Source organism: Pseudonocardia sp. N23 (assembly GCF_002583555.1).
Lineage (GTDB): Bacteria > Actinomycetota > Actinomycetes > Mycobacteriales > Pseudonocardiaceae > Pseudonocardia.
In genome coordinates, this window is sequence record NZ_BEGX01000052.1 from 482,042 (window position 1) to 501,074 (window position 19,033).

20 protein-coding genes are annotated in these 19,033 nt (G+C 72.3%); 3 read left to right on the plus strand and 17 right to left on the minus strand.

Translation table 11 applies throughout. The features are described from left to right. Positions 1 to 25 precede the first annotated feature (25 nt). The 16 genes from rplJ to TOK_RS15915 all read right to left on the minus strand — a co-directional run bounded on the left by rplJ (position 26) and on the right by TOK_RS15915 (position 16,614). Positions 26 to 607 carry a 50S ribosomal protein L10 gene (gene rplJ / locus TOK_RS15840; RefSeq protein WP_098958592.1) on the minus strand — a complete coding sequence of 194 codons (582 nt, stop codon included), beginning with the start codon at positions 605 to 607 and terminating at the stop codon, positions 26 to 28. Between the two features lie 272 nt (positions 608 to 879). Further along, the gene (locus tag TOK_RS15845; protein ID WP_098958593.1) at positions 880 to 1,887 is read right to left on the minus strand and encodes a hypothetical protein; all 1,008 of its coding nucleotides are present in this window, start codon (positions 1,885 to 1,887) and stop codon (positions 880 to 882) included. A gap of 59 nt (positions 1,888 to 1,946) precedes the next feature. Beyond that, entirely contained in the window at positions 1,947 to 2,507 is a 561-nt protein-coding gene (locus TOK_RS15850) for a hypothetical protein (RefSeq protein WP_141566409.1), read from the minus strand. 83 nt (positions 2,508 to 2,590) lie between these two features. Next, positions 2,591 to 3,817, minus strand: a complete 1,227-nt coding sequence (locus tag TOK_RS15855; protein ID WP_098958595.1) for an MCE family protein — start codon at positions 3,815 to 3,817, stop codon at positions 2,591 to 2,593. Beyond that, positions 3,814 to 5,088 (minus strand): MCE family protein, encoded by a 1,275-nt coding sequence (locus TOK_RS15860; RefSeq protein ID WP_098958596.1) that lies wholly within the window; start codon positions 5,086 to 5,088, stop codon positions 3,814 to 3,816. The genes TOK_RS15855 and TOK_RS15860 overlap by 4 nt, the downstream gene beginning before the upstream one ends. Further along, positions 5,085 to 6,359: an MCE family protein gene (locus tag TOK_RS15865; RefSeq protein ID WP_306305145.1), complete on the minus strand. Its 1,275-nt coding sequence runs from the start codon at positions 6,357 to 6,359 to the stop codon at positions 5,085 to 5,087. Before TOK_RS15865 ends, TOK_RS15860 begins: the two co-directional genes overlap by 4 nt. Then, positions 6,353 to 7,318, minus strand: coding sequence for an MCE family protein (locus tag TOK_RS15870; protein WP_098958597.1), 966 nt, complete (start codon positions 7,316 to 7,318; stop codon positions 6,353 to 6,355). Before TOK_RS15870 ends, TOK_RS15865 begins: the two co-directional genes overlap by 7 nt. Beyond that, positions 7,315 to 8,472 carry an MCE family protein gene (locus TOK_RS15875; RefSeq protein WP_098958598.1) on the minus strand — a complete coding sequence of 386 codons (1,158 nt, stop codon included), beginning with the start codon at positions 8,470 to 8,472 and terminating at the stop codon, positions 7,315 to 7,317. Before TOK_RS15875 ends, TOK_RS15870 begins: the two co-directional genes overlap by 4 nt. Continuing rightward, a complete protein-coding gene (locus TOK_RS15880; protein ID WP_098958599.1) occupies positions 8,469 to 9,842 on the minus strand; it encodes an MCE family protein in 1,374 nt (457 codons plus the stop codon). The genes TOK_RS15875 and TOK_RS15880 overlap by 4 nt, the downstream gene beginning before the upstream one ends. Beyond that, entirely contained in the window at positions 9,839 to 10,681 is an 843-nt protein-coding gene (locus TOK_RS15885; protein ID WP_098958600.1) for an ABC transporter permease, read from the minus strand. Before TOK_RS15885 ends, TOK_RS15880 begins: the two co-directional genes overlap by 4 nt. After that, entirely contained in the window at positions 10,681 to 11,478 is a 798-nt protein-coding gene (locus tag TOK_RS15890; protein WP_098958601.1) for an ABC transporter permease, read from the minus strand. Before TOK_RS15890 ends, TOK_RS15885 begins: the two co-directional genes overlap by 1 nt. Continuing rightward, complete coding sequence (locus TOK_RS15895; protein WP_098958602.1) at positions 11,475 to 12,563, minus strand: ABC transporter ATP-binding protein; 1,089 nt, start codon at positions 12,561 to 12,563, stop codon at positions 11,475 to 11,477. Before TOK_RS15895 ends, TOK_RS15890 begins: the two co-directional genes overlap by 4 nt. A 135-nt stretch (positions 12,564 to 12,698) precedes the next feature. After that, positions 12,699 to 13,658 carry an oxygenase MpaB family protein gene (locus tag TOK_RS15900; protein WP_216361978.1) on the minus strand — a complete coding sequence of 320 codons (960 nt, stop codon included), beginning with the start codon at positions 13,656 to 13,658 and terminating at the stop codon, positions 12,699 to 12,701. After that, a complete protein-coding gene (locus tag TOK_RS15905) occupies positions 13,633 to 14,607 on the minus strand; it encodes a R2-like ligand-binding oxidase (RefSeq protein ID WP_098958604.1) in 975 nt (324 codons plus the stop codon). The genes TOK_RS15900 and TOK_RS15905 overlap by 26 nt, the downstream gene beginning before the upstream one ends. 13 nt (positions 14,608 to 14,620) lie before the next feature. Next, a complete protein-coding gene (locus tag TOK_RS15910) occupies positions 14,621 to 15,727 on the minus strand; it encodes an NDMA-dependent alcohol dehydrogenase (RefSeq protein WP_098958605.1) in 1,107 nt (368 codons plus the stop codon). 233 nt (positions 15,728 to 15,960) lie between these two features. Next, positions 15,961 to 16,614, minus strand: a complete 654-nt coding sequence (locus TOK_RS15915) for a response regulator transcription factor (RefSeq protein WP_098958606.1) — start codon at positions 16,612 to 16,614, stop codon at positions 15,961 to 15,963. Between the two features lie 22 nt (positions 16,615 to 16,636). Here TOK_RS15915 and TOK_RS15920 point away from each other — a divergent pair, with 22 nt between their 5' ends. The 3 genes from TOK_RS15920 (at position 16,637) to TOK_RS15930 (ending at position 18,812) form a co-directional block, all read left to right on the plus strand. Continuing rightward, entirely contained in the window at positions 16,637 to 17,869 is a 1,233-nt protein-coding gene (locus tag TOK_RS15920) for a sensor histidine kinase KdpD (RefSeq protein WP_253258405.1), read from the plus strand. 187 nt (positions 17,870 to 18,056) lie between these two features. After that, positions 18,057 to 18,467 (plus strand): sterol carrier protein, encoded by a 411-nt coding sequence (locus TOK_RS15925; protein ID WP_098958607.1) that lies wholly within the window; start codon positions 18,057 to 18,059, stop codon positions 18,465 to 18,467. A gap of 81 nt (positions 18,468 to 18,548) precedes the next feature. Further along, positions 18,549 to 18,812 (plus strand): hypothetical protein, encoded by a 264-nt coding sequence (locus tag TOK_RS15930; RefSeq protein ID WP_098958608.1) that lies wholly within the window; start codon positions 18,549 to 18,551, stop codon positions 18,810 to 18,812. Here the strand turns inward: TOK_RS15930 and TOK_RS31735 are convergent. Then, on the minus strand, positions 18,764 to 19,024 hold the full coding sequence (locus TOK_RS31735) for a hypothetical protein (protein WP_141566410.1): 261 nt from the start codon (positions 19,022 to 19,024) through the stop codon (positions 18,764 to 18,766). The genes TOK_RS15930 and TOK_RS31735 overlap by 49 nt on opposite strands. Positions 19,025 to 19,033 lie beyond the last annotated feature (9 nt).

Below are 19,033 nucleotides of genomic sequence, written 5' to 3' on the forward strand. Positions count from 1 at the left end.
TGGTCGGCTCGCGCCGGGCCACGTACTACTCGGACGCCTCGGCGGGCGCCTCGGCAGCGGCATCGGCGGCGGGCGCCTCGGCGGCCCCACCCTCCTCGGCACGCTTGTCGGCCAGTGCCTGCGCGAGACGCGCGACCTGCGACGCGGGGGCCGCGAACAGCCCGGCCGCCTTGCTCAGGTTCGCCTTCATCGCGCCGGCCAGCTTGGCCAGCAGGACCTCGCGGGACTCCAGCTCTGCGAGCTGGTTGACCTCGGCGACGGTCAGCGGGCGACCGTCCATGAAGCCGCCCTTGATCACCAGGCCCTGGTGCGTCTTGGCGAAGTCGCGCAGCGCCTTGGCCGCGTCGACCGGCTCGCCCTTGACGAACGCGATGGCGGTGGGGCCGCTGAGCAACGCGTCGAGACCCTCGACGCCTGCGTCCGCGGCCGCCCGCTTCACCAGGGTGTTCTTGGCGACGCGGTACGTGGCGTCCGGGCCGAGCGAGCGGCGCAGCTCGGTGAGCTGGGCCATGCTGAGGCCGCGGTACTCGGTGACGACCGAGGCGGTCGCGCCCCGGAACCGGTTGGCGATGTCGTCGACCGCTTCGACCTTGTCGGGTCGTGCCATCCCTGTGCCTCCTCTCGGTGTCGGTGCGATCCACCGCTTCCGACTCCCGAGAAACACGAACGCCCCGGCGCAAGGAGCGCACGGGGCGTACAGGCACGACATGCCCGGAACCTCGTCCTCCTGCGCGGGTCGCCCGTTGGTACGGGACCTTCGTACGGTGCCGGGACGCTTACCCCGGACCCGCAGACCTGCGGTCTTCGGTGGAACCGTCGGCCAGCATACGTGTCCGGCCGCGAGCCCCGTCGGCCGGGGCCCACGGGCCGGACCGGGGCTCAGACGACCTGGACGTCGGCGATCTTCCAGACCCCGTCGACGAGCTTGCCCGTGACCGTGAGCCGGCCTGCCGACGCCGCCTGGGTCTGCCCGTCGCTCGCCGCGGCCTTGGTGGCCTGCTGGTCGACGAAGACGACCGCGACCGCGGTGTCGCCGTGGATCTCGCGGACGGCGATCTGGGAGATCGTGGCGCTCACGACGGCCTGCTGCTGCGTCCCGAGGGCGCGGACCTGCTCGAACAGCTTGTCGTAGTCGGCCTGGAAGTCGGGGGTGATGACGTCGCGGGCGGCCTTCTCGTTCTGGTCGAGGCGGGTGTAGTCGAACGAGTAGACCTTCTTCACCGCGTCGCCGAGCTGCTGGGACACCTGTGCTGTGGTGGCGACGTCGACGAGCGCGGTGTTCTCGGCCGCGGCGGAGTGCGCGGTGCGCCACCACGAGACGCCCAGGAACGCCGCCGCGGCGAACAGCAGGACGGCGACGGCTGCGACGACCGCCGCCGCCTTCCGCGTCGTGGCGACGGGGAGCCGCGAGATCACGGACCGCGTCCGACGCGTCCCGCCGTCGGCACGCTCCTTCCCCTCCTCCGGATCGACGGTGTCGGACCCGGTGCCGGGGGCCTCCGCGTCGGTGTCGGACCGCAGGGAGCCGGTGTCGGGAACCGGGGCGTCGGCCCCGGAGGCCAGGGCGTCGGTGACAGCAGCCGGGTCCTCGGCGGCAGGAGCCGGGGCGTCGGTGACAGGAGCCGGGCCCTCGACCGCGGGGGCCGCGGTGCGCGCCATGCGGGTCGGGAGGACCGACGCGATCCCCCGGGGCCTCGACGGGCGGCGGGCCGGCGCGGTGCGGGCCGACCCGTCGGCCTCGGGGGCGACGGGGCCGGCCTCGGGCTCCGTCGCGCGGGCCTCGACCGCGCTCTCCTCGGCGGGGCGCGACGTGGTGCCGGCGGGGACGCGGCCGGCGACGCGGGGCGCGCGGACTCCGGCCGGGCGGCGGCGGTGGTTCGGGGGCATGTCGGTGACCTCCTGGGAGTCGGTCGACCTCGGGGACCGGGACGGGGCACGGGACCGGCTCAGCCGGTCGCGCCGCCGACCGGGGCGATCTTGACGACCTTCCAGCCGTCATCGGTGCGCGTCATCTGCATCTGGAGGCGCTGCCGGGTGGGCGGGGTCCTACCCCCGTCGTCGAGGGCGACGTCCATCCCGACGATCACACGGGCGGTGCCGGCGCGGTCGTCGAGCTCGGCGACGGCCGCGTCGGTGACCGTGCCGTGCGCGCTCGCCGGGAACTGCCCGATCATCTGCGCGTACTGGTCGTGGCTGGTGCGGAACTCGTCGAGCTGGGCGTCGGTCGCGACGGCCTCCCAACGGGCGAGGGTGCCGTTCGGGTCGTTCTTGTCGACGGAGGTCACCGTCGTGGCGGCCTGCCGGGCGGCGACGAGCGCGGCGTCCCGGTCCTCGGAGAGCCGGGTGGTGCCGCTGGTGGCGGCGACGATCCAGAGGATCCCGGTGACGAGCACCAGCGCGGCGCCGACGACGACCGCGACCGAGAGGCCACGCCGCAGCCGGTCGGGCGGGTTCGTGGGGGGCGCGTCGTCGTCGGCCGGGGGACGTTCCGGGGCCTGCGTCGTCATCGGGCACTCCATCCGGCGGCGGGGAGCCGGCCATCGGGGACTGCGTTCACTCGACCGAGCACGATGTCGAGGATCATCGCTGGTCAGGGTTCGAGGATCTGCGCCGGGGTGGTCAGCGGGACGCGCCACGGGTCGGGATCGGAGCCGGCGGGGAGGATCTGCCCGTTGCCACCGCTGCGGGTCCCGGGCGGCGGTTTCGGGGTCGAGGCTCGCGGGACGTTCTGTGCGCCACGGACGTCCGACGAGCTGCCGGGCGGCTCGGCGCAGTAGGCCTTGCCGTTGACGGGGACCTCGGCGACGTCGTTGCCCGGGCGCCGCTGCGTGGTCTCGTAGCCCTCGGCGCAGACGATGGGGTCGAACAGGTTGACCACGAGGCCGAGGTGGGCTGTGCCGTCCCCGGGGACGGTGGTGTAGCCGCTGGCGACGACGCCGGGATAGGTGACGAGGAGCTGGCGCAGCCCGGCCTGGCGCGGCTCGGCGACCCGGCTGACGGTGAGCAGGTTGTCGATGACGGTGCCCAGGCCGCTGCCGCTCTCCGACAGCAGCGCGCTGACCTCCTGCGCCGCCCCTGGTCCGGCTTCGATGAGCCGGCGCAGGTCAGGGTCGGACGTCTTGAGCTGGGCGGCCAGCAGCGCGAGGTTGCGGCTGAAGTCGGTGAACTGGCCGGCGACGTCGTTCTGGGTGGTGAGGACGGTACGCCCGTCCGACAGCAGTGCGGTCGTCTGCGGGAGGGCGTCGACGGCGGCGCGGGTGAACTCGTTGCTCGAGTCGAGCAGCTGCTGCAGCGGCTGGGAGGTACCGGCGAACGCGGTCCCGAGCTGGTCGATGACGGTGCGCAGGGAGTCGAGCGGCACGGAGCGGACGAAGTCGTCGAGGCTGGACACCAGGTCGTCGACGGGGACGGGGACCGAGGTGCGGTCGACGGGGATGACCGAGCCCGAGGAGAGCATCGTCCCGCCCGCGGTCTGTGGGGTGAGGTCGACGTACTGCTCCCCGATGGCCGACAGGTTGCGGACGGCGGCGCGCAGGTCGGCCGGGATCTCCGGGGCGGACTTCTCGATGTCGAGGCGGACGTCGACGCCGTCGGGGGTGACGGTGAGGTCACCGACGCGTCCGACGCTGACGCCGCGGTAGGTGACGTCGGCGCCGGAGAAGATGCCGCCGGAGTCGGCGAGCCTCATGGTGACGGGGTAGGTGGTGGCACCGAAGACGTTGCCGAGCCCGGCGTAGCGGACGCCGACGTAGCCGACGCCCAGCAGCGTGACGGCGAGCAGCGCGATCAGCTGCAGCCTGATGGTGCGGGTGATCACCGGCCACCTCCGAGGACTCCGCCGAGGAGGCCGCCGACTGCCGGCGGGGCCGTGGTGGTCGTCGGCGGGGGGCCGGGGGTCGTCGCGTCGGTGGCGGGCGGCGGGGGCGGCGAGGTCTGCGGGGTCCCGGGGGTCAGCGGTGTGGGGACCTGGCCGAGCAGCGGGAAGACAGGCCGGTCGGGGTCGCCGCCGAGCAGCGGGGCGAGCAGCGCGGCGGTGCCGGGGAGCTGGTTGAGCAGCGGCGCGTCGGGGCCGATCAGCGGCTCGCGGGACCGGGACAGGTTGTCGAGCAGGTCCTTGAGGTCGAGGTCGGCGCGGATGTAGAGGTTGGCGTAGTCGCCCGCGAAGGCGGGGACGGCGGCGTCGGTGAAGGGGAACGTGCCGATCATCTGCAGCGAGTTCGGCAGGTCCTGTCCGGACTCGGCGAGCTTCGCCAGGGTGGGCTGGAGGGCACGGAGGTCGGCGACGAGGTCGTCGCGGCTGCGGTCGACGACATCGGTGGCGACGCCGGAGAGCCGGTCGAGGGCCTTGAGCATGTCGACGAGCTGTTCGCGCTGGTCGGCGAGCTCCTGGATGCCGGGGCCGAGTTGGTGGAGTGCGTCGGAGATCTGGCCGCGACGTTCGGCGAGGGTGGCGGCGAGCCGGTTGATCGAGTCGAGCGCGCGGGTGATCTCGGACTTGTGCGCGTCGAGGGTGCCGACGAGCGTGTCCAGGTTGCTCAGCAACGAGCGGATCTCGGGCTCGTTGCCCGACAGGGCCTTGTTGAGCTCGGTGGAGATCGTCTTGATCTGGCCGACGCCGCCACCGTTGAGCAGCATCGACAGCGCGCCCAGGACCTCCTCGACCTCGGCGGCGCGGCCGGTGGCGGCCAGCGGGATGGTGGCGCCGTCGCGGAGGCTGCCGGTGGCGCCCTGGGTGGGCGGGGACAGCTCCACGAACTTCTCGCCGAGCAGGCTCGTGGCGCGCACGGACGCACGGCTGTTGGCGGGCAGGGTGACACCGCGGTTGACCTTCACCGTCACGACCGCGTCCCAGGTCTGCGGGTCGACGCGGATGTCGGAGACGGACCCGACCGACACGTCGGCCACCTTGACCAGCGACTGCGGGACGAGGTCGGCGACGTCGGCGAACCGGATGGTGACCGTGTACGGGTCGTCGCCGAGGTCGGCTCCGCCGGGGAGGTCGACCCCGCGCAGGCCGCCCGAGAGCACGCTGCACCCCGACAGCAGCAGTGCCGCGACACCGAGCAGGGCCGCGAGCCGGGTCCTCATCGGCCACCTCCGAGCAGGCCGGGCAGCAGCCCGGGCGCGGTGGTCGTGGTGGTCGTCGGAGGCGTCTGGGTGGCAGGGGCGAGTGCCAGGCCCGGTGGCGGGTCGACCGGCACCGCCATCGCGGGGAACGGCGGCACGGTTCCCTGCTGCAGCGAGGTGATGACGGCGGCGGCGGACGGCAGCGGGACGGCCCCGGAGATGACGGGTTCGAGCGTGGTGCAGGCGTCGGTCAGGTTGGCCGGGACCGGGCCGGAGCGGCGCAGCATCGTGCACAGGAACAGCACGGGCGGGAACGACAGCTCGTTGATGTTGGCGCGGGTGTCGAGGGTGCCTGACGCGCCGTTGTAGGTGTTGGCGAGGTTGCCGACGGCGGTGGGGGCGACGTCGAGGATCTCCGCCAGCGCGCGCTGCTCGTCGGCGAGGACGCCGGTGACCTCGGTCAGCTTGTCGATGTCGGACTTGAGTGCCGCGCGGTTGTCGGCGATGAACCGCTGGACCTCGCCGAGCGCGAGCGACAGGTCGCGCAGCGCGGAGCCGAGGTCCTCGCGCTGGTCGGCGAGGATCGTCGTGACGGAGTCGAGGCGGCCGGCGAACTCGCGGACGGTGCCGTCGCTGTTCTTGAGGGTCTCGGTGAACTTCTGCAGCTCGGTGATGGTGCCGAACAGGTCGCCGCTGGACCCGGCCAGCGTCGTGGAGAGCTGCCCGAGGTTGTGGATCGTGTCGTTGAGGGCCTGGCCGTTGCCCGCGAGGTTGGCAGCGCCGACGTCGAGTGCGTCCGAGACCGCGCCCTGCTTGTTGGCGCCGTCGGGGCCGAGTGCGCGGGCGAGCTCGGTGGCGGTGCGGCTGAGGTCGTCGACGCCGAGCGGGACGGCGGTCCGCTCGAGCGGGATGACCGCGCCGTCGGACATCTCGGGGCCGGAGGTCCAGATGGGGGTGAGCTGGACGTAGCGGCCGGTCACCAGGCTGGGCGAGACGACGACGGCCTTCACGTCGGCGGGCAGCTTCACGTCGCGGTCGGTGATCGTCATGTCGACGCGCACCCGCGTGCCCTCGGGGGTGACCTTGTCGATGGTGCCGACGGACACCCCCAGAACACGGACGGAGTTGTCGTCGAACAGCGCGGAGGCGTTGGTGAAGTAGGCGGTGATCTTCCGGCCGGCCTCGCCGGTGACGAGCCAGATGCCCGCGGCCAGCAGCACGGCGACGACCGACACCAGCGCGACGAGCTGCATCCGCGCCTTGTCCCGGGCCCATTCCGGCATGGTCAGCATCCCCCCGGGTTGAGCGGGCCGATGCTCGGCGTGGGGAGCAGCGCGCAGATGTAGTTGTCGAACCAGTGGCCGCTGCCGACGGCGTTGGCGAACAGCCGCACGAACACGGCCTCCTTCTCCAGCACCTGGGCGAGGTTGTCCTGGTTGCGCTGCAGCACGTCGACGACGCGGTCGAGGGCTTCGAGGGTGGGCCGCAGCTGCGCGGTGTTGTCGGCGACGAGGCCGCGCAGCTGCTCGGACAGCGCCCGGGTGCCCGACAGCAGCCGCGAGATGGCGTCGCGGCGCTGCTGCAGCTCGCCGAGCAGGAGATTGCCGTCGGACAGGAGCGCCTCGATGTCGCCGCGGCGGTCCGCCAGCGTCGTCGACAGCGTGCGGGTGCCGGCGAGCAGGCTGCGGAGCTGGTCGTCGCGGCTCGCGATCGTCGTCGAGAGGCGGGTGAGGCCGTCGAGTGCGCCGCGGACCTCGGGCGGGGTGTCGCGGAAGGTGTCGGCCAGCGTGGTGAGGCTCTTCGCGAGCTGGTCGGTGTCGAGCTGGTCGAGGGTGCCCGACAGCCCGTTGAACGCCTCGACGACGTCGAACGGCGACGCGGTGCGCGAGCGCGGGATGACCGTGTCGGGGTCGAGCTCGGCGCCGCCCTGCGGGTCGAGCGCCAGGTACTTGGCGCCGAGCAGGGTGCGGATGCCGATGGAGGCGGTCGTGCGGTCGCCGACCCAGGCGTCGTCGACCTGGAACGTGACGACGACGTGGTCGCCGTCGAGGCCGACGCTGCGGACCCGCCCGGTCTCCACCCCGGCGACGGTGACCTTGTCCCCCGGCTGCAGGCCGGCGGCCTCGGTGAACTCGGCGGAGTACGTCGTGCCCCCGAACAGGGACGGGCCGTTGAACGCGATCAGCCCGGCGACGAGCAGCACGATGATCCCGATGGTGGCGAGCGCGACGGGACGCTGGGCGAGCTTCACGAGCCACCCCCGATCAGCGGGAGGTTCGTCGGCACGGCGGGGATCGCGGGCAGCTGCGTCGGGATCGGCAGGTTCGACGGGGCGGGCAGCAGCGGCGGGCTCTGGCCGCCGGAGCCGGCCGGGTCGGACCCGCACCGCGGCGCGTCGGACCGGAAGACGGGCAGCTCCTGCGCGGGGACGAGGCCGCCGATCCCGACGGACCCGGTGAGCCCGCACAGGTAGAACTGGAACCAGCTGCCGTAGCTGGCGGCGCGGCCGAGCTTGTTGAGCTTGTACGGGGCGAACTGCAGGAAGTGCTCGACGGTCGGCTCGGCCTGGTTGAGCTGGCCCGAGAGGTCGCCCAGCGACGCGATGTCCTGCTTCAGTGCGGGGCGGCCCTCCTCCAGGAGCCCGGCGGTGGTCGTCGTCAGGTCGCCGAGGGAGGCGATGGCGTCGCCGATGGGCTTGCGGTCCGCGGCCAGCCCCGAGACGAGCCGGCGCAGCGACACGATGAGGTCGTTCAGCTGCTGGCCGTTGTCCGACACCGTCTGCAGGACCGCGTTCAGGTTGTCGATGACCTGGCCGATGACCTGGTCGCGGTCGGCGATCGTGGTGGTCAGCGAGGCGGTGCTCGCCAGCAGGCTGTCGACGGTGCCGCCCTGGCCCTGCAGCACCTGCACGATCTCCATCGACAGCGTGTTGACCTGTTCCGGGTCCAGCGCGGCGAACAGCGGCTGGAACCCGTTGAACAACGTGGTCAGGTCGAGCGGCGGCGTGGTGCGCTGCACGGGGATCTCCCCACCCGGCGGCAGCGGCACCGGGTTGCCGCCGTCGCCCCGGTCCAGCGCCAGGAACCGCTGCCCGATGAGGTTCTTGTAGAGGACTGCAGCCGTCGCCGAGCCCGGGAGCGTCTGGGCCGCGTCGACGCTGAACTCGACCTGCGCGAAGCGGCGGTCGACGACCTCCACCGAGTCGACGCTGCCGACGACGACACCCGCGATCCGCACGTCGTCGCCCGGGAGCAGGCCGGACGCGTCGGTGAAGCGGGCGCTGTAGGCGGTGCGCTCCCCGCCCTGGGAGTTGGCGATGGTCAGCGCGAGGACCGTCGTCGCGAGGGCGACGACGAGGGCGAACACCAGGAACTTGACGAGCGGTGCGACGGGGACGCGGCTCACGTCAGCGTCACCTCGCTCCCGCGGTAGAGCGGGCCGACGAGCATGCTCGACCAGGCCGGGACCTGCGCGGGCGAGACGCCCTGCTGCACGGCCACGACCTCGGAGACCATCTGCCGGTCGGCCGGCGAGTTGGCCAGGCCCATCCCGGTGCGCCACGACGCCGGCTCGTTGGTCGCCGCGCCGCCGCGCACCCCGCCCCACGACGACGCGCCGTCGTAGCTGCCGTAGGTGTCGACGCCGAAGGCCTCCGGGTTGCCGACGGGGTTGCCCACCGGCGGCGGCGAGGGCTTCGACCCGTCGCGGAACGGCCCGTCGGGCGGGCTCTGCGACCCCGGATAGGTGATCGGGTAGCAGCGGGGGCCGCGGTCGTCGAGGTAGCGGGGCTCCTCGCCGGGGCTGTACTTGCCCTTGTTGTTGACGATCTCCAGCGTGATGTGGATGCCCGGCTTGTCGGTTCCCTTGCCGAAGGCGTTGTCGGCGAACGGGACCAGCCCGGCCATCTGCTGGAAGAAGCAGGGGAACTCGGGGGCGTAGCGGGCCAGGCTCTCCAGCGTCGGGCGGCTCGACGCCGACAGCGCGACGATGTCGTCGCCGTTGGCACGCAGGAAGCCGGTCAGGTCGTCGGAGGCCCCGGTGACCGACGACGCGAACGCCCGCAGGTTCGCGCTCTCGTCGACCAGGGTCCGGCTCGTCGTCGTCAGGTCCTCCAGGGCGTTCAACAGGTCGGGCGCGGCGCCGTCGAGGTTGTCTGCGTAGTCGGCGAGCTGGGTGATGTCGGCGTTCAGGTCGGGCAGGCTGGGGTTGAGGCCCGCGACCAGCGTGTTCAGCTGTACGAGCGTCTGTCCGAGCTCCTCCCCGCGCCCGGACAGCGACTGCGACAGCGCACCGAGGGTCGTCGCCAGCTTCTGCGGCTCGACGGCGCGCAGCAGCGGCAGCAGCCCGTCGAGGACGCGTTCGAGCTCGCGCGCGGCCTGGCTGCGGTCCTCGGGGATGACGTCACCCGCCTGCAGGTGCCGGCCCGTCGACGCCGGGGGCGGCACGAGCGAGACGTACTTCTCGCCGAACAGCGTCTTGGGCAGCAGCCGCGCCGACACCCCGGCCGGGACCGCGCCGATCTTGTCGGGGTCGAGGCTCATGCTGACGGTGACGACGCCGCCGGCGGTGGAGATGTCCTCCACCCGCCCGACGACCATGCCGCGGACCTTCACGTCGGCCCGCGTCGCGAGCTGCGTCCCCGCCTTGTCGACCTGCAGCGTCACCGGCACACCCGCCCGGAACGCCCCCGCGTACTCCGCGACGGCGAGGCCCGCGAGCAGCACCAGCGCCACGACGAACGCGACGCCCTGCAGGACCCGGCGGGTGGACCTCATCCGGCCACCTGCACCGACGTCGACGTCCCGTACATCACCAGGGTGAGGAAGAAGTCGAGGATCGCGGTCGACACGATCGACAGCCGCACCGCCCGGCCGACCGCCACCCCCACGCCCGCCGGCCCGCCCTTGGCGCGGTAGCCGTAGTGGCAGTGGATCAGGATGATCACCGTGGCGAAGACGACCACCTTGAGGTAGGAGAACAGCACGTCGCTGACCGGGAGGAACAGGTCGAAGTAGTGGTCGTACGTGCCGCCCGGCAGCCCGTTGACCACGGTGACGTTGAGCCGGGACGCGGCGAAGCTGGCCAGCAGGCCGATCGTGTACATCGGGATGACCGCGACGATCCCGGCGAGCACCCGCGTCGTCACCAGGAACGGGACGCTGGGTACCGCCATGACCTCGAGCGCGTCGACCTCCTCGGAGATCCGCATCGCGCCGAGCTGGGCGGTGAAACCCGCGCCCAGCGTCGCTGTCAGGGCCGCCGCCGCCACGAGCGGGGCGATGTCGCGGGTGTTGAAGTACGCGGTGATGAACCCGGTCAGGGCCTCGACGCCCAGCGAGTCGAGCGCGCGGAAGCCCTGCAGTCCGACGAGTGAGCCGACGAACAGCGACAGCGCTGCCATGACCCCCGCGGTGCCGAGGATGACGATCAACGCGCCCGACCCGAAACTGACCTCGGCCAGCAGCCGCGCGATCTCCTTGCGGTAGCGGCGGATCGTCCGCGGGATCCATGCGATCGCCCGGGCGTAGAGCGACAGCTGGTCGCCCAGCTCCTCGAGCTGGTCGAGCGGTCCGCGCATCGCACGCCGGGCCCGGGTGCCGAAAGACGTGCTCATCAGACCCCCTTCGGCGGCACGATCTGCAGGTACAGGGCCGTGAGGACGAGGTTGATCAGGAACACGAGGACGAACGAGATGACGACGGCCTGGTTCACCGCATCCCCGACGCCCTTCGCGCCCGGCGGCGGGTTGAGCCCGCGGTAGGCCGCGACGACGCCGGCGGTGAAGCCGAACAGCGCGGCCTTGAGCTCGGACACGACGATGTCGGAGACCTGCGCGATCGCGGAGAAGCTCGCGACGTAGGCGCCCGGCGTCCCGCCCTGGACGACGACGTTGAAGAAGTAGCCGCCGCCGACACCGACGACCGTCGCCAGCCCGTTGAGCACCACGGCCGTGACCGTCATCGCGAGCACCCGCGGCACGACGAGCCGCTGGATGGGCGAGATGCCCAGCACCTCCATCGCGGCGATCTCCTCGCGGATGGTGCGCGCGCCCAGGTCGGCGCAGACCGCGCTGCCGCCCGCGCCGGAGATCAGCAGCGCCGTGACGATCGGCGCCGCCTGCTGCACGATCGCCAGCACGCTGCCCGCGCCGGTCTGGCTCTGCGCCCCGAACTGCGCGGTGAGCTCGGCCAGCAGGAGTGCGATCGTCGCGCCGAAGGGGATGGTGAACAGGGCCGTCGGCAACGCCGAGACCTTGGTGACGAACCAGGTCTGCTCGATGAACTCGCCGAGCTGGAACGGCCGCCTGAACGTCATCCGCACGACGGCGCCACCGAGTGCGAACAGCTTGCCGACCGGGGTGAGCGCCCGGGTGACGAGGCTCGGCGGGGCAGGGTCCTGGTGTGTGGTCATGGGGCGCGGTGCCGCCCGTCGGGGTCGTCGGCCGGGTCGTCGACCAGGGGGAGCCGGGCGGTCGGCCGGTCGTCGTTGGCCACCGGCATCCACTGCGTCGGTGCGTCGCCGCTGTTCGCGCCGCCGTTCGCGTACGAGTCGCGGATCGCGTCCTGCGCCGCCGCGGGCAGCGTGTGCATCATCGCCTCGACGCGTTCCCTGCGACGTCTCACCGCCTGCCGCTGCGGCAGTCCCGCCGTCGGTTCCAGCTGCGGCTTCAACGGCGGCAGCCCGGCCAGGTCGTCGATCTCCGCCATCTCCCGCTGGGCCTGCGCGGTGTCCTTCTCCTCGCTCATCCCGATCGGGCCCTGCCTGCGCCCGTTGAGGAACTGCGCGACGACCGGCTCCTCGCTGGTGAGCAGCACCTCGCGGGGGCCGAACATCGCCAGGTGCTTGCGGTAGAGCATCCCGATGTTGTCCGGGACGGTCTGCGCGGTGTTGATGTCGTGGGTGACGATCAGGAACGTCGCGTCGGTCTGGGCGTTGAGGTCGATGATCAGCTGGTTCAGGTACGCCGTGCGGACCGGGTCGAGGCCCGAGTCGGGCTCGTCGAACAGGATGATCTCGGGGTCGAGCACCAGCGCGCGGGCCAGCCCGGCCCGCTTGCGCATCCCGCCGGAGATCTCGCCCGGCAGCTTCTTCTCGTCGCCGGTGAGGCCGACCATCTCCATCTTCTCGGCGACGATGTCGCGGATCCTCGACTCCGCGAACTTCGTGTGCTCGCGCAGCGGGAAGGCGATGTTGTCGTAGAGGTTCATCGACCCGAACAGCGCGCCGTCCTGGAACAGCACCCCGAACAGCTTGCGCAGCTCGTAGAGCCGCGTCTCCGAACACTTCACCAGGTCGGTGTCGTGGATGACGATCGAGCCCCGCTCCGGCTTGAGCAGCCCGATCAGGGTCTTGAGGAAGACGGACTTGCCGGTGCCCGACGGGCCGAGCAGCACGCTCACCTCGCCGGGCGGGAGCGTCAGCGTCACATCGGACCAGATGTTCGCGCGGCCGAAGGACTTGGACAGCCCCTCGACCTTGACCTCGACACCCGGCACGCGACGCGCCTCCGTTCGCCTGTGACTGCGCTCGGCCGTGAACGCAGCCGCCTCTGAGGACGGGGAGCCGCCGCGGGTGCTGGGGAGCGCGCAGTCGGCTACCGACAACCGGTCAACGAGGCCGGTCGGGGTGGGTTACTGGCGAGTTGTGGTCCCGTCGCCAAGTTGGTCCGAATGGAGGGCGTGTTGCGGCTGAGTGTCGGAACCGTCGCCGCCCTGGGTCACCGGACACCCCGTCGGGAAGGTCCCGAGTCCCTCGACGGTGAACCCTCCCGGATAGCTGCGAACACCCGGGAGGTCGCGGAACATGCTCGGCTCGTCGCGCACCGCCATGAACCGGACGAACTTCCCCCGTGCGTGTAAAGCCCTGCGCGACAATGCCTCCACGACCTTCGGGGGCGACCGGTAGGCCAGCGCACTCCGCAGGGGCGCATCCATCAGCGAGCGGGCGAACGCGTCCACGGCCGCGCGCGGGGCGAGATGGTTGGGCGGGAACGTCGCCAGCAGGGCGAGCGTGTCATCGGCGACCGCACGGGAGCCCGGGTCGTAGCCGAACCGCTCGCGCTCGTAGTCGTCGAGGAGCGTCTCGAAGTCCCGCCACGTCGCCGGGATGCCGGGGATGCCCATGTGCCGGCCGAGCTCGCGGTAGTAGTTGGCCGACGCCGTCTTCTCCCCCTCGGTCAGCGCGCGCCAGCCATAGTCGTCGAGCCAGCGGATCGGGGTCACGACGAACGTCGCCAGCACGTAGCGCATGTCGTCGTCGGAGATGTCGTAGCTGCGGTGCATCCGGTTGATCCGGCGGACGGCGGCGCGGCCCTGCTCCGAGGAGAAGCCGTGCTCCAACACGGACTCCAGCAGCAGGCCGGTGTCGTCGTAGCGCTTCTGCACGCGGCGGGTGAACTCCCCGGTCTCGTGCAGGAGCATCCCGATCGAGGGCACCGCGTAGGTCCGGAACAGGGCGAAGCTCAGCGCCTGGTTGATGTCCCACGGGAACTCGTGGAGCGCGAGCTGCCGGTAGATCTCGTGGAAGTCGGTACCGGGGTCGAGGCGGGCCAGCGCGTCGCGCCTCTCATACCGCTGCCGCGGCCAGCTCACGGGTGTCCTCCACATGGAACCGCTCCTCCAGTGCCTCGGGTGAAGCGTCGACGTCGATCACCGCGAGGTCCGCCCCGCGCGCCGACTCGATCGCCCCGAGCCGGCGACCCAGCTTGTCCATGGCGTACTCGGCCAGCTCGTTCATGTCGACGTCGAACGGCACGGTCCCGCCGTCGGCCTCGACCTTGTCGAACGTCCCCGTGACGACGCCCATCGACGGCACGATCAGCTCCTGCATCCGCTCGTCGACCACGTCGTACATCGCGTCGTCGGCGGCGACGTGGCGGCGGCAGGTGAACGTCCCCCACGCCATGTGGCGGCGCTCGTCGTCACCGATGTGCTTGATGACCTGCTGCATCCCGGGAAGGATGCCGCGGCTCGTGCAGATCTTCGCCCACGTGAAGTAGCCGGTCAGCGCCAGCGTGCCCTCGACGATGTGGTTGTAGGTCACCGACGCCCGGACCTGGTTGCGCGGTGACGGGTCGTCGGCCAGCGCGTAGAGGCTCGCCGGCAGCTCCTCGGTGAAGATCTGCATGTAGTGCTCGTTGAACTCGATGTAGGAATGCAGGTCCTCGGTCATGCCGACGGCGTCGAACCAGCGCCGGAAGGCGTCGGTGTGCTTGGCCTCCTCGAACACGAACTGCGTCAGGTACAGCTCGTCGGCGAGGCGGCCCTCCGCGGCCATCGCGGCGACGAACGGCTGCAGGTCCTGCGTCACCGACTCCTCCCCCGCCATGAACTGCGCGGCGAGGGCGAAGGTCCACCAGCGCTCGTCGTCGGTCATGGCCTCGATGTCGCGGGCGTCCTGGCTGAAGTCGATGTCGGCCGGGTTCCAGTGCCGGGCATTGCCCTTGGCGAACAGGCGCATCGGGAAGGAGTCCCGGTTGAGCCCTCCCCGGCCGAGGCTCGCGAATCCCTCGCGCTTGCCGTGCTCGATGCTGCGCTGCATCGGATCCTCCGTCTCAGTAGCGGATCAGGCCGCGGATGTTGCGGCCCGCCCGCATGTCCTCGTAGCCGCGGTTGACGTCCTCCAGCGCGTACTCGGCGGTGATCAGCTCGCCCAGCTTCAGCTGTCCGGTGTTGTGCAGCTCCAGCAGCCGCGGGATGTCGTGCTGGCTGTTGGCGCTGCCGAACATCGCGCCCTTGACCTGCTTCTCGTAGACGGTGAGGTCGAGCAGCGACATCGTCGCCGTCTCCTGCTCGTGCGGCGCCAGCGCCGTCACGACGACCCGGCCCCGCTTGCCGACGAGCTCCAGCGCCGGCTGCACCATCTCTCCCTGTGCCACACCGGTCGTGATGATCGCGGCGTCGGCGAGGCGGCCGCGGGTGAGCTCCGAGACGATCTCCCACGCCGCGTTCAGGTCGACCGCGGTGTGCGTCGCGCCGAACTCGGTCGCCTTGTCCCGCTTGAACTCCACCGGGTCCACGGCGACGATGTAGCGGCAGCCGGCGATGCGCGCGCCCTGGATCGCGTTGGCCCCGACGCCGCCGACGCCGATCACCACCGCGGTGTCGCCCGCCCGCAGGTCGGCCGTCTTCGTCGCGGAGCCGTAGCCCGTCGTGACACCGCAGCCGACCAGCGCGGCCAGGTCCAGCGGGAAGCCCTCGTCGATCGGGACGACCGACTTCACCGGCACCACCGTGTGCCGGGAGAACGTCCCCAGCAGGCACATCTGCCCGATGTCCTCGCCACCGGAGTGGAAGCGGTAGGTGCCGTCGAGCTGCGGGCCCAGGGTGGCACCGGCGCCGTCGTCGCACAGGTTGGTGATCCCGCGGACGCACCACGTACAGCGCCCGCACGACGGCAGGAACGCCAGCACCACCGGATCGCCCACCGCGACCTCGGTGACGTTCTCGCCCAGCGCCGTGACCCGGCCCGCGCCCTCGTGGCCGCCGACGATCGGCAGGCCCACCGGGAGCTGGCCCGTCACCAGGTGCTCGTCGGAGTGGCACAGCCCGCTGGCCGTCAGCTCGACGAGAACCTCACCAGGGCCGGGCGGGTCGAGGTCGACCTCGCCGACCTCCCACTTGCCCCCGACCTCCCACAGCACCGCTGCTGTCGTACGCATGCAAGCAGCATGACGCCGATCACGTCCACTCCGCACCGGTTCACCCGCGCCTGCGCTGTCCCGCGGGTGCCACCACCCGTTCGCGTGATGCAGTTCCACAGCCCGCCTCGTGGCGCGCCACAGACCGCGCGCAACCTCACGGTCGTCAGCGCGCCCCGGGGAACAGTGAGACTCGGACACTCGCGCACATCGTGGTCGGCTCCGGGCGCCCGAAGAGCTGGGGTTGCGCGCTCCTACCTCTCGTCGAGCAGACCCGCCCGGCCCGCGAGGGCCGCGGCCTCGATCCGGTTGGCCGCCCCGAGCTTGTGCAACAGCGAGGCGATCATCCGCTTCGCCGTCCGCTCGCTCACCAGCAACGGGCGCGCGATCTCCGCTGTCTCCAGCCCTCGGGCGAGCATCGTCCAGAGCTCGACGTCGCGGTCACCGAGCCGGTCGAGCAGCCCGTCGGCGGTGCGGTCGGCCGCGACGAGCAGGGCGTCGAGCAGCTCCGCGCGCACCACCCGCACCCCCGCGACGAGCGCGAGCAGCGGCGCGACCAGCACCTGCGGATCGGCGGACTTGCCGAGGTAGCCGTCGGCCCCGGCGCGCAGTGCGGCGGCGGCGAGGTCGAGGTCTTCTGTGCCCGACAGCGCGAGCACCCGCGTCGCCGGATAGGCGGCCTTGACCCGGCGGATCGTCTCCACCCCGCCGAGCGGGGGCAGCGCCAGGTCGACGATCGCGATGTCGGCGCCGTGCCTCCCGACGAGGGCGACCGCGTCCTCACCCGAGGTCACGGACCCGGCGACCTCGAAGCCGTCGCCCGCCCGCGCCTCCAGCAGCAACGCCAGGCCCTCCGCGAAGAGGGCGTGATCGTCGACGATGACCACCACGTGTCGCCCGTCACGCACCCGGTGACCCTACTGTCGCCGCGTGCAACACCTCTGGACGGACCGCGCCACCGACGAGCAGTGGACGACGTCGGTACTGCGGCTGATGGTCGTCGCCGCGGTCGGGCTGGCACTCGCGATCGGGCCGGAGCTCGCCCGCGGGATGCTCGTCGCCGCGTGGGTGCTGGTGGCGGCCACGGCCTGCTACGCGACGGCCCAGATCGTCGCGACCTGGCGTGGGCGTCCGCTGCTGCCACCGTGGGCGGTGACGGTCGTCGACGGGCTGCTCGTGATCGTCGGCTGTGCGTGGACAGGCGGCGCCGACAGCATCATGGTCGCCGCGCTGCCGTTGGTCGCGATCGCCGCGGCCGTGCGGGGCGGTGCCGTCGCCGGGCGGGTCGGGGCGCTGCTGCTGGGGCTGGCGTACACGGTCGCGGCGGTCCTCGGGTCCGACACCGGCGTCTCCCTCGCCCACCGGCTGCTCGCCGGGGCCTGGTGGACGGGGTTCCTGGTGTCGTTCGCGGTGCTCGTCGGCGTGCTGGTGCGGCTGCTGGAACGGGAGGCCCGCGCCGCGGAGTCCGAGCGGGCGCTGCGGGAGCAGCTCGTCGCCACCCAGCGGGCCCGCATCGACGGCGTCCGCGTCGTCCTGCACGAGTTCCGCACGCCGGTCGCGTCGCTGTCGGCGCTGGCCGGGGACCTCGCCGCCGGCCGGCTCGACGGCCCCGCCCGCGACCGCGCGCTGACACTGCTCGCCGACCACGCGACCCACCTCGACGACATGCTCGACGGCCTCGCCGACCTCGCGCTCACGGACGGCAGCCCGCTCGGCCGGGTCCGGGAGCGTTCCGTCGGCCTGGCCGAGCTCGCCGCCGCCGTCCTCGACGCGGCGGGGGTCCCGCCGGACCGTCGCGTCGCGACCGTCTCCCCGGGGGACGCTGCCGTCCGCACCGATCCGCAACGACTTCGCCGGCTGCTCACGAACCTCGTCGAGAACGCCGCGCGGCACGGTGCCGCCGAGCAGGTCGAGCTGGCCCTGTCCCACGCGGGCGGCGTGCTGACCGCCGAGGTCCGGGACCGCGGTCCGGGCATCCCCGCGGGTCAGGAAGGTCTCGTGACGGCCAAGGGCGTCGCGCTCGGGGAGCGGCGCGGGACTGCCGGGCTGGGCCTGTGGATCGTGGAGGCACTGGTGGCGTCGATGGACGGCGAGCTGGCGCTGCTGCCGCGCGAGGGCGGTGGGCTCGTCGCGAGACTGACCCTCCCGCTGGCCGGTGCCTGAGTGCCCGCGCGCAACCTCATGGCTGCCGTGGGCCGGCGGGACGACCGTGAGGTTGCGATCGGGCTCGGCCCGCACGGGCCGGGCGCCGCGCAGGCCCGGGTGGGCCAACGGTGGCCCGATCGTGGAGTCGTGCGGACGCCACGTCGTCGACCAGACTGCGCGACAGTCGACGGGGAGGAGTCGCGTCGTGGCGGCGTTCGAGAACGAGGACGAGGTCTACCGGTTCCTGGGCGGGGTGTTCCGCATCGGCATGGAGAACCCGGACCTGGTCGCGAAGCTGACGCCGTCGGGCGTCGTGCTGCGGGTGACCTACACCGACCCGGACGCGGTGATCACCGTCGACATGCCGAACGCAGAGCTGTTCACCGGCGCGGGCCAGGGGCCGACGCCCAACGTCGAGCTGTTCATGTCCGCTGACACCGGCAACCGGTTCTGGCTGGGCAAGGTCGTGCTGCCGGTGGCGCTGGCGAAGGGCCAGGTCCGGGCGAAGGGGCCCGTCGCGAAGCTGCTGACGGTGCTGCCGCTGGCCAAGGGGCTGTTCGGGCCGTACCGGCAGAGCCTCGAGGAGGCCGGGCGGGCGGACCTGCTCGACGCCTGACGAGGGACGATCGCCACCCGTTCCAGTGACTTGCCGGGCCGGGACCGTCGCCACCGGCCGATACTCGCGGCGGAGGCGATCATGGACGTGGTCTGGCTCGACGTGCAGATGTGGACGCCCCTGCGCGGCCACATGCACCCCTTCACCGACATCGAGTGCGACGCGCCCGATCCGGCGCCCACGGTGCAGAACGTGTGGGAGGAGTGGGCGCTCGACCACCTGACCGCGGTCGCGGTGCACGACGGGTGGCAGCCGGGCCGCTACCACTACACCGCCGAGCGTCGCGACCGTGGCGGTCACACGGTGGAGGTCTTCGCCCGCGGGTACTGGGAGTGGACGCCCTGAGCGAGGGCGCGCTCGTCGGCGGTGCGCTGCGGACGGGCGGTTGCACGGGCCAGCCGTGAGCCCAGGGCGGCAACGTCGGCGGTGACGGTGTGCCGCCGTGGTGGCCGCTCGAATGCGGGGCGACCGGTGCGCTCGCGGCTGTCGGCGCCATAGCGGGTGACCGCCGCACTGAGGGCGGCGAGGACCAGAACCAGAACCAATAGTGTCGTCATGCCCATATT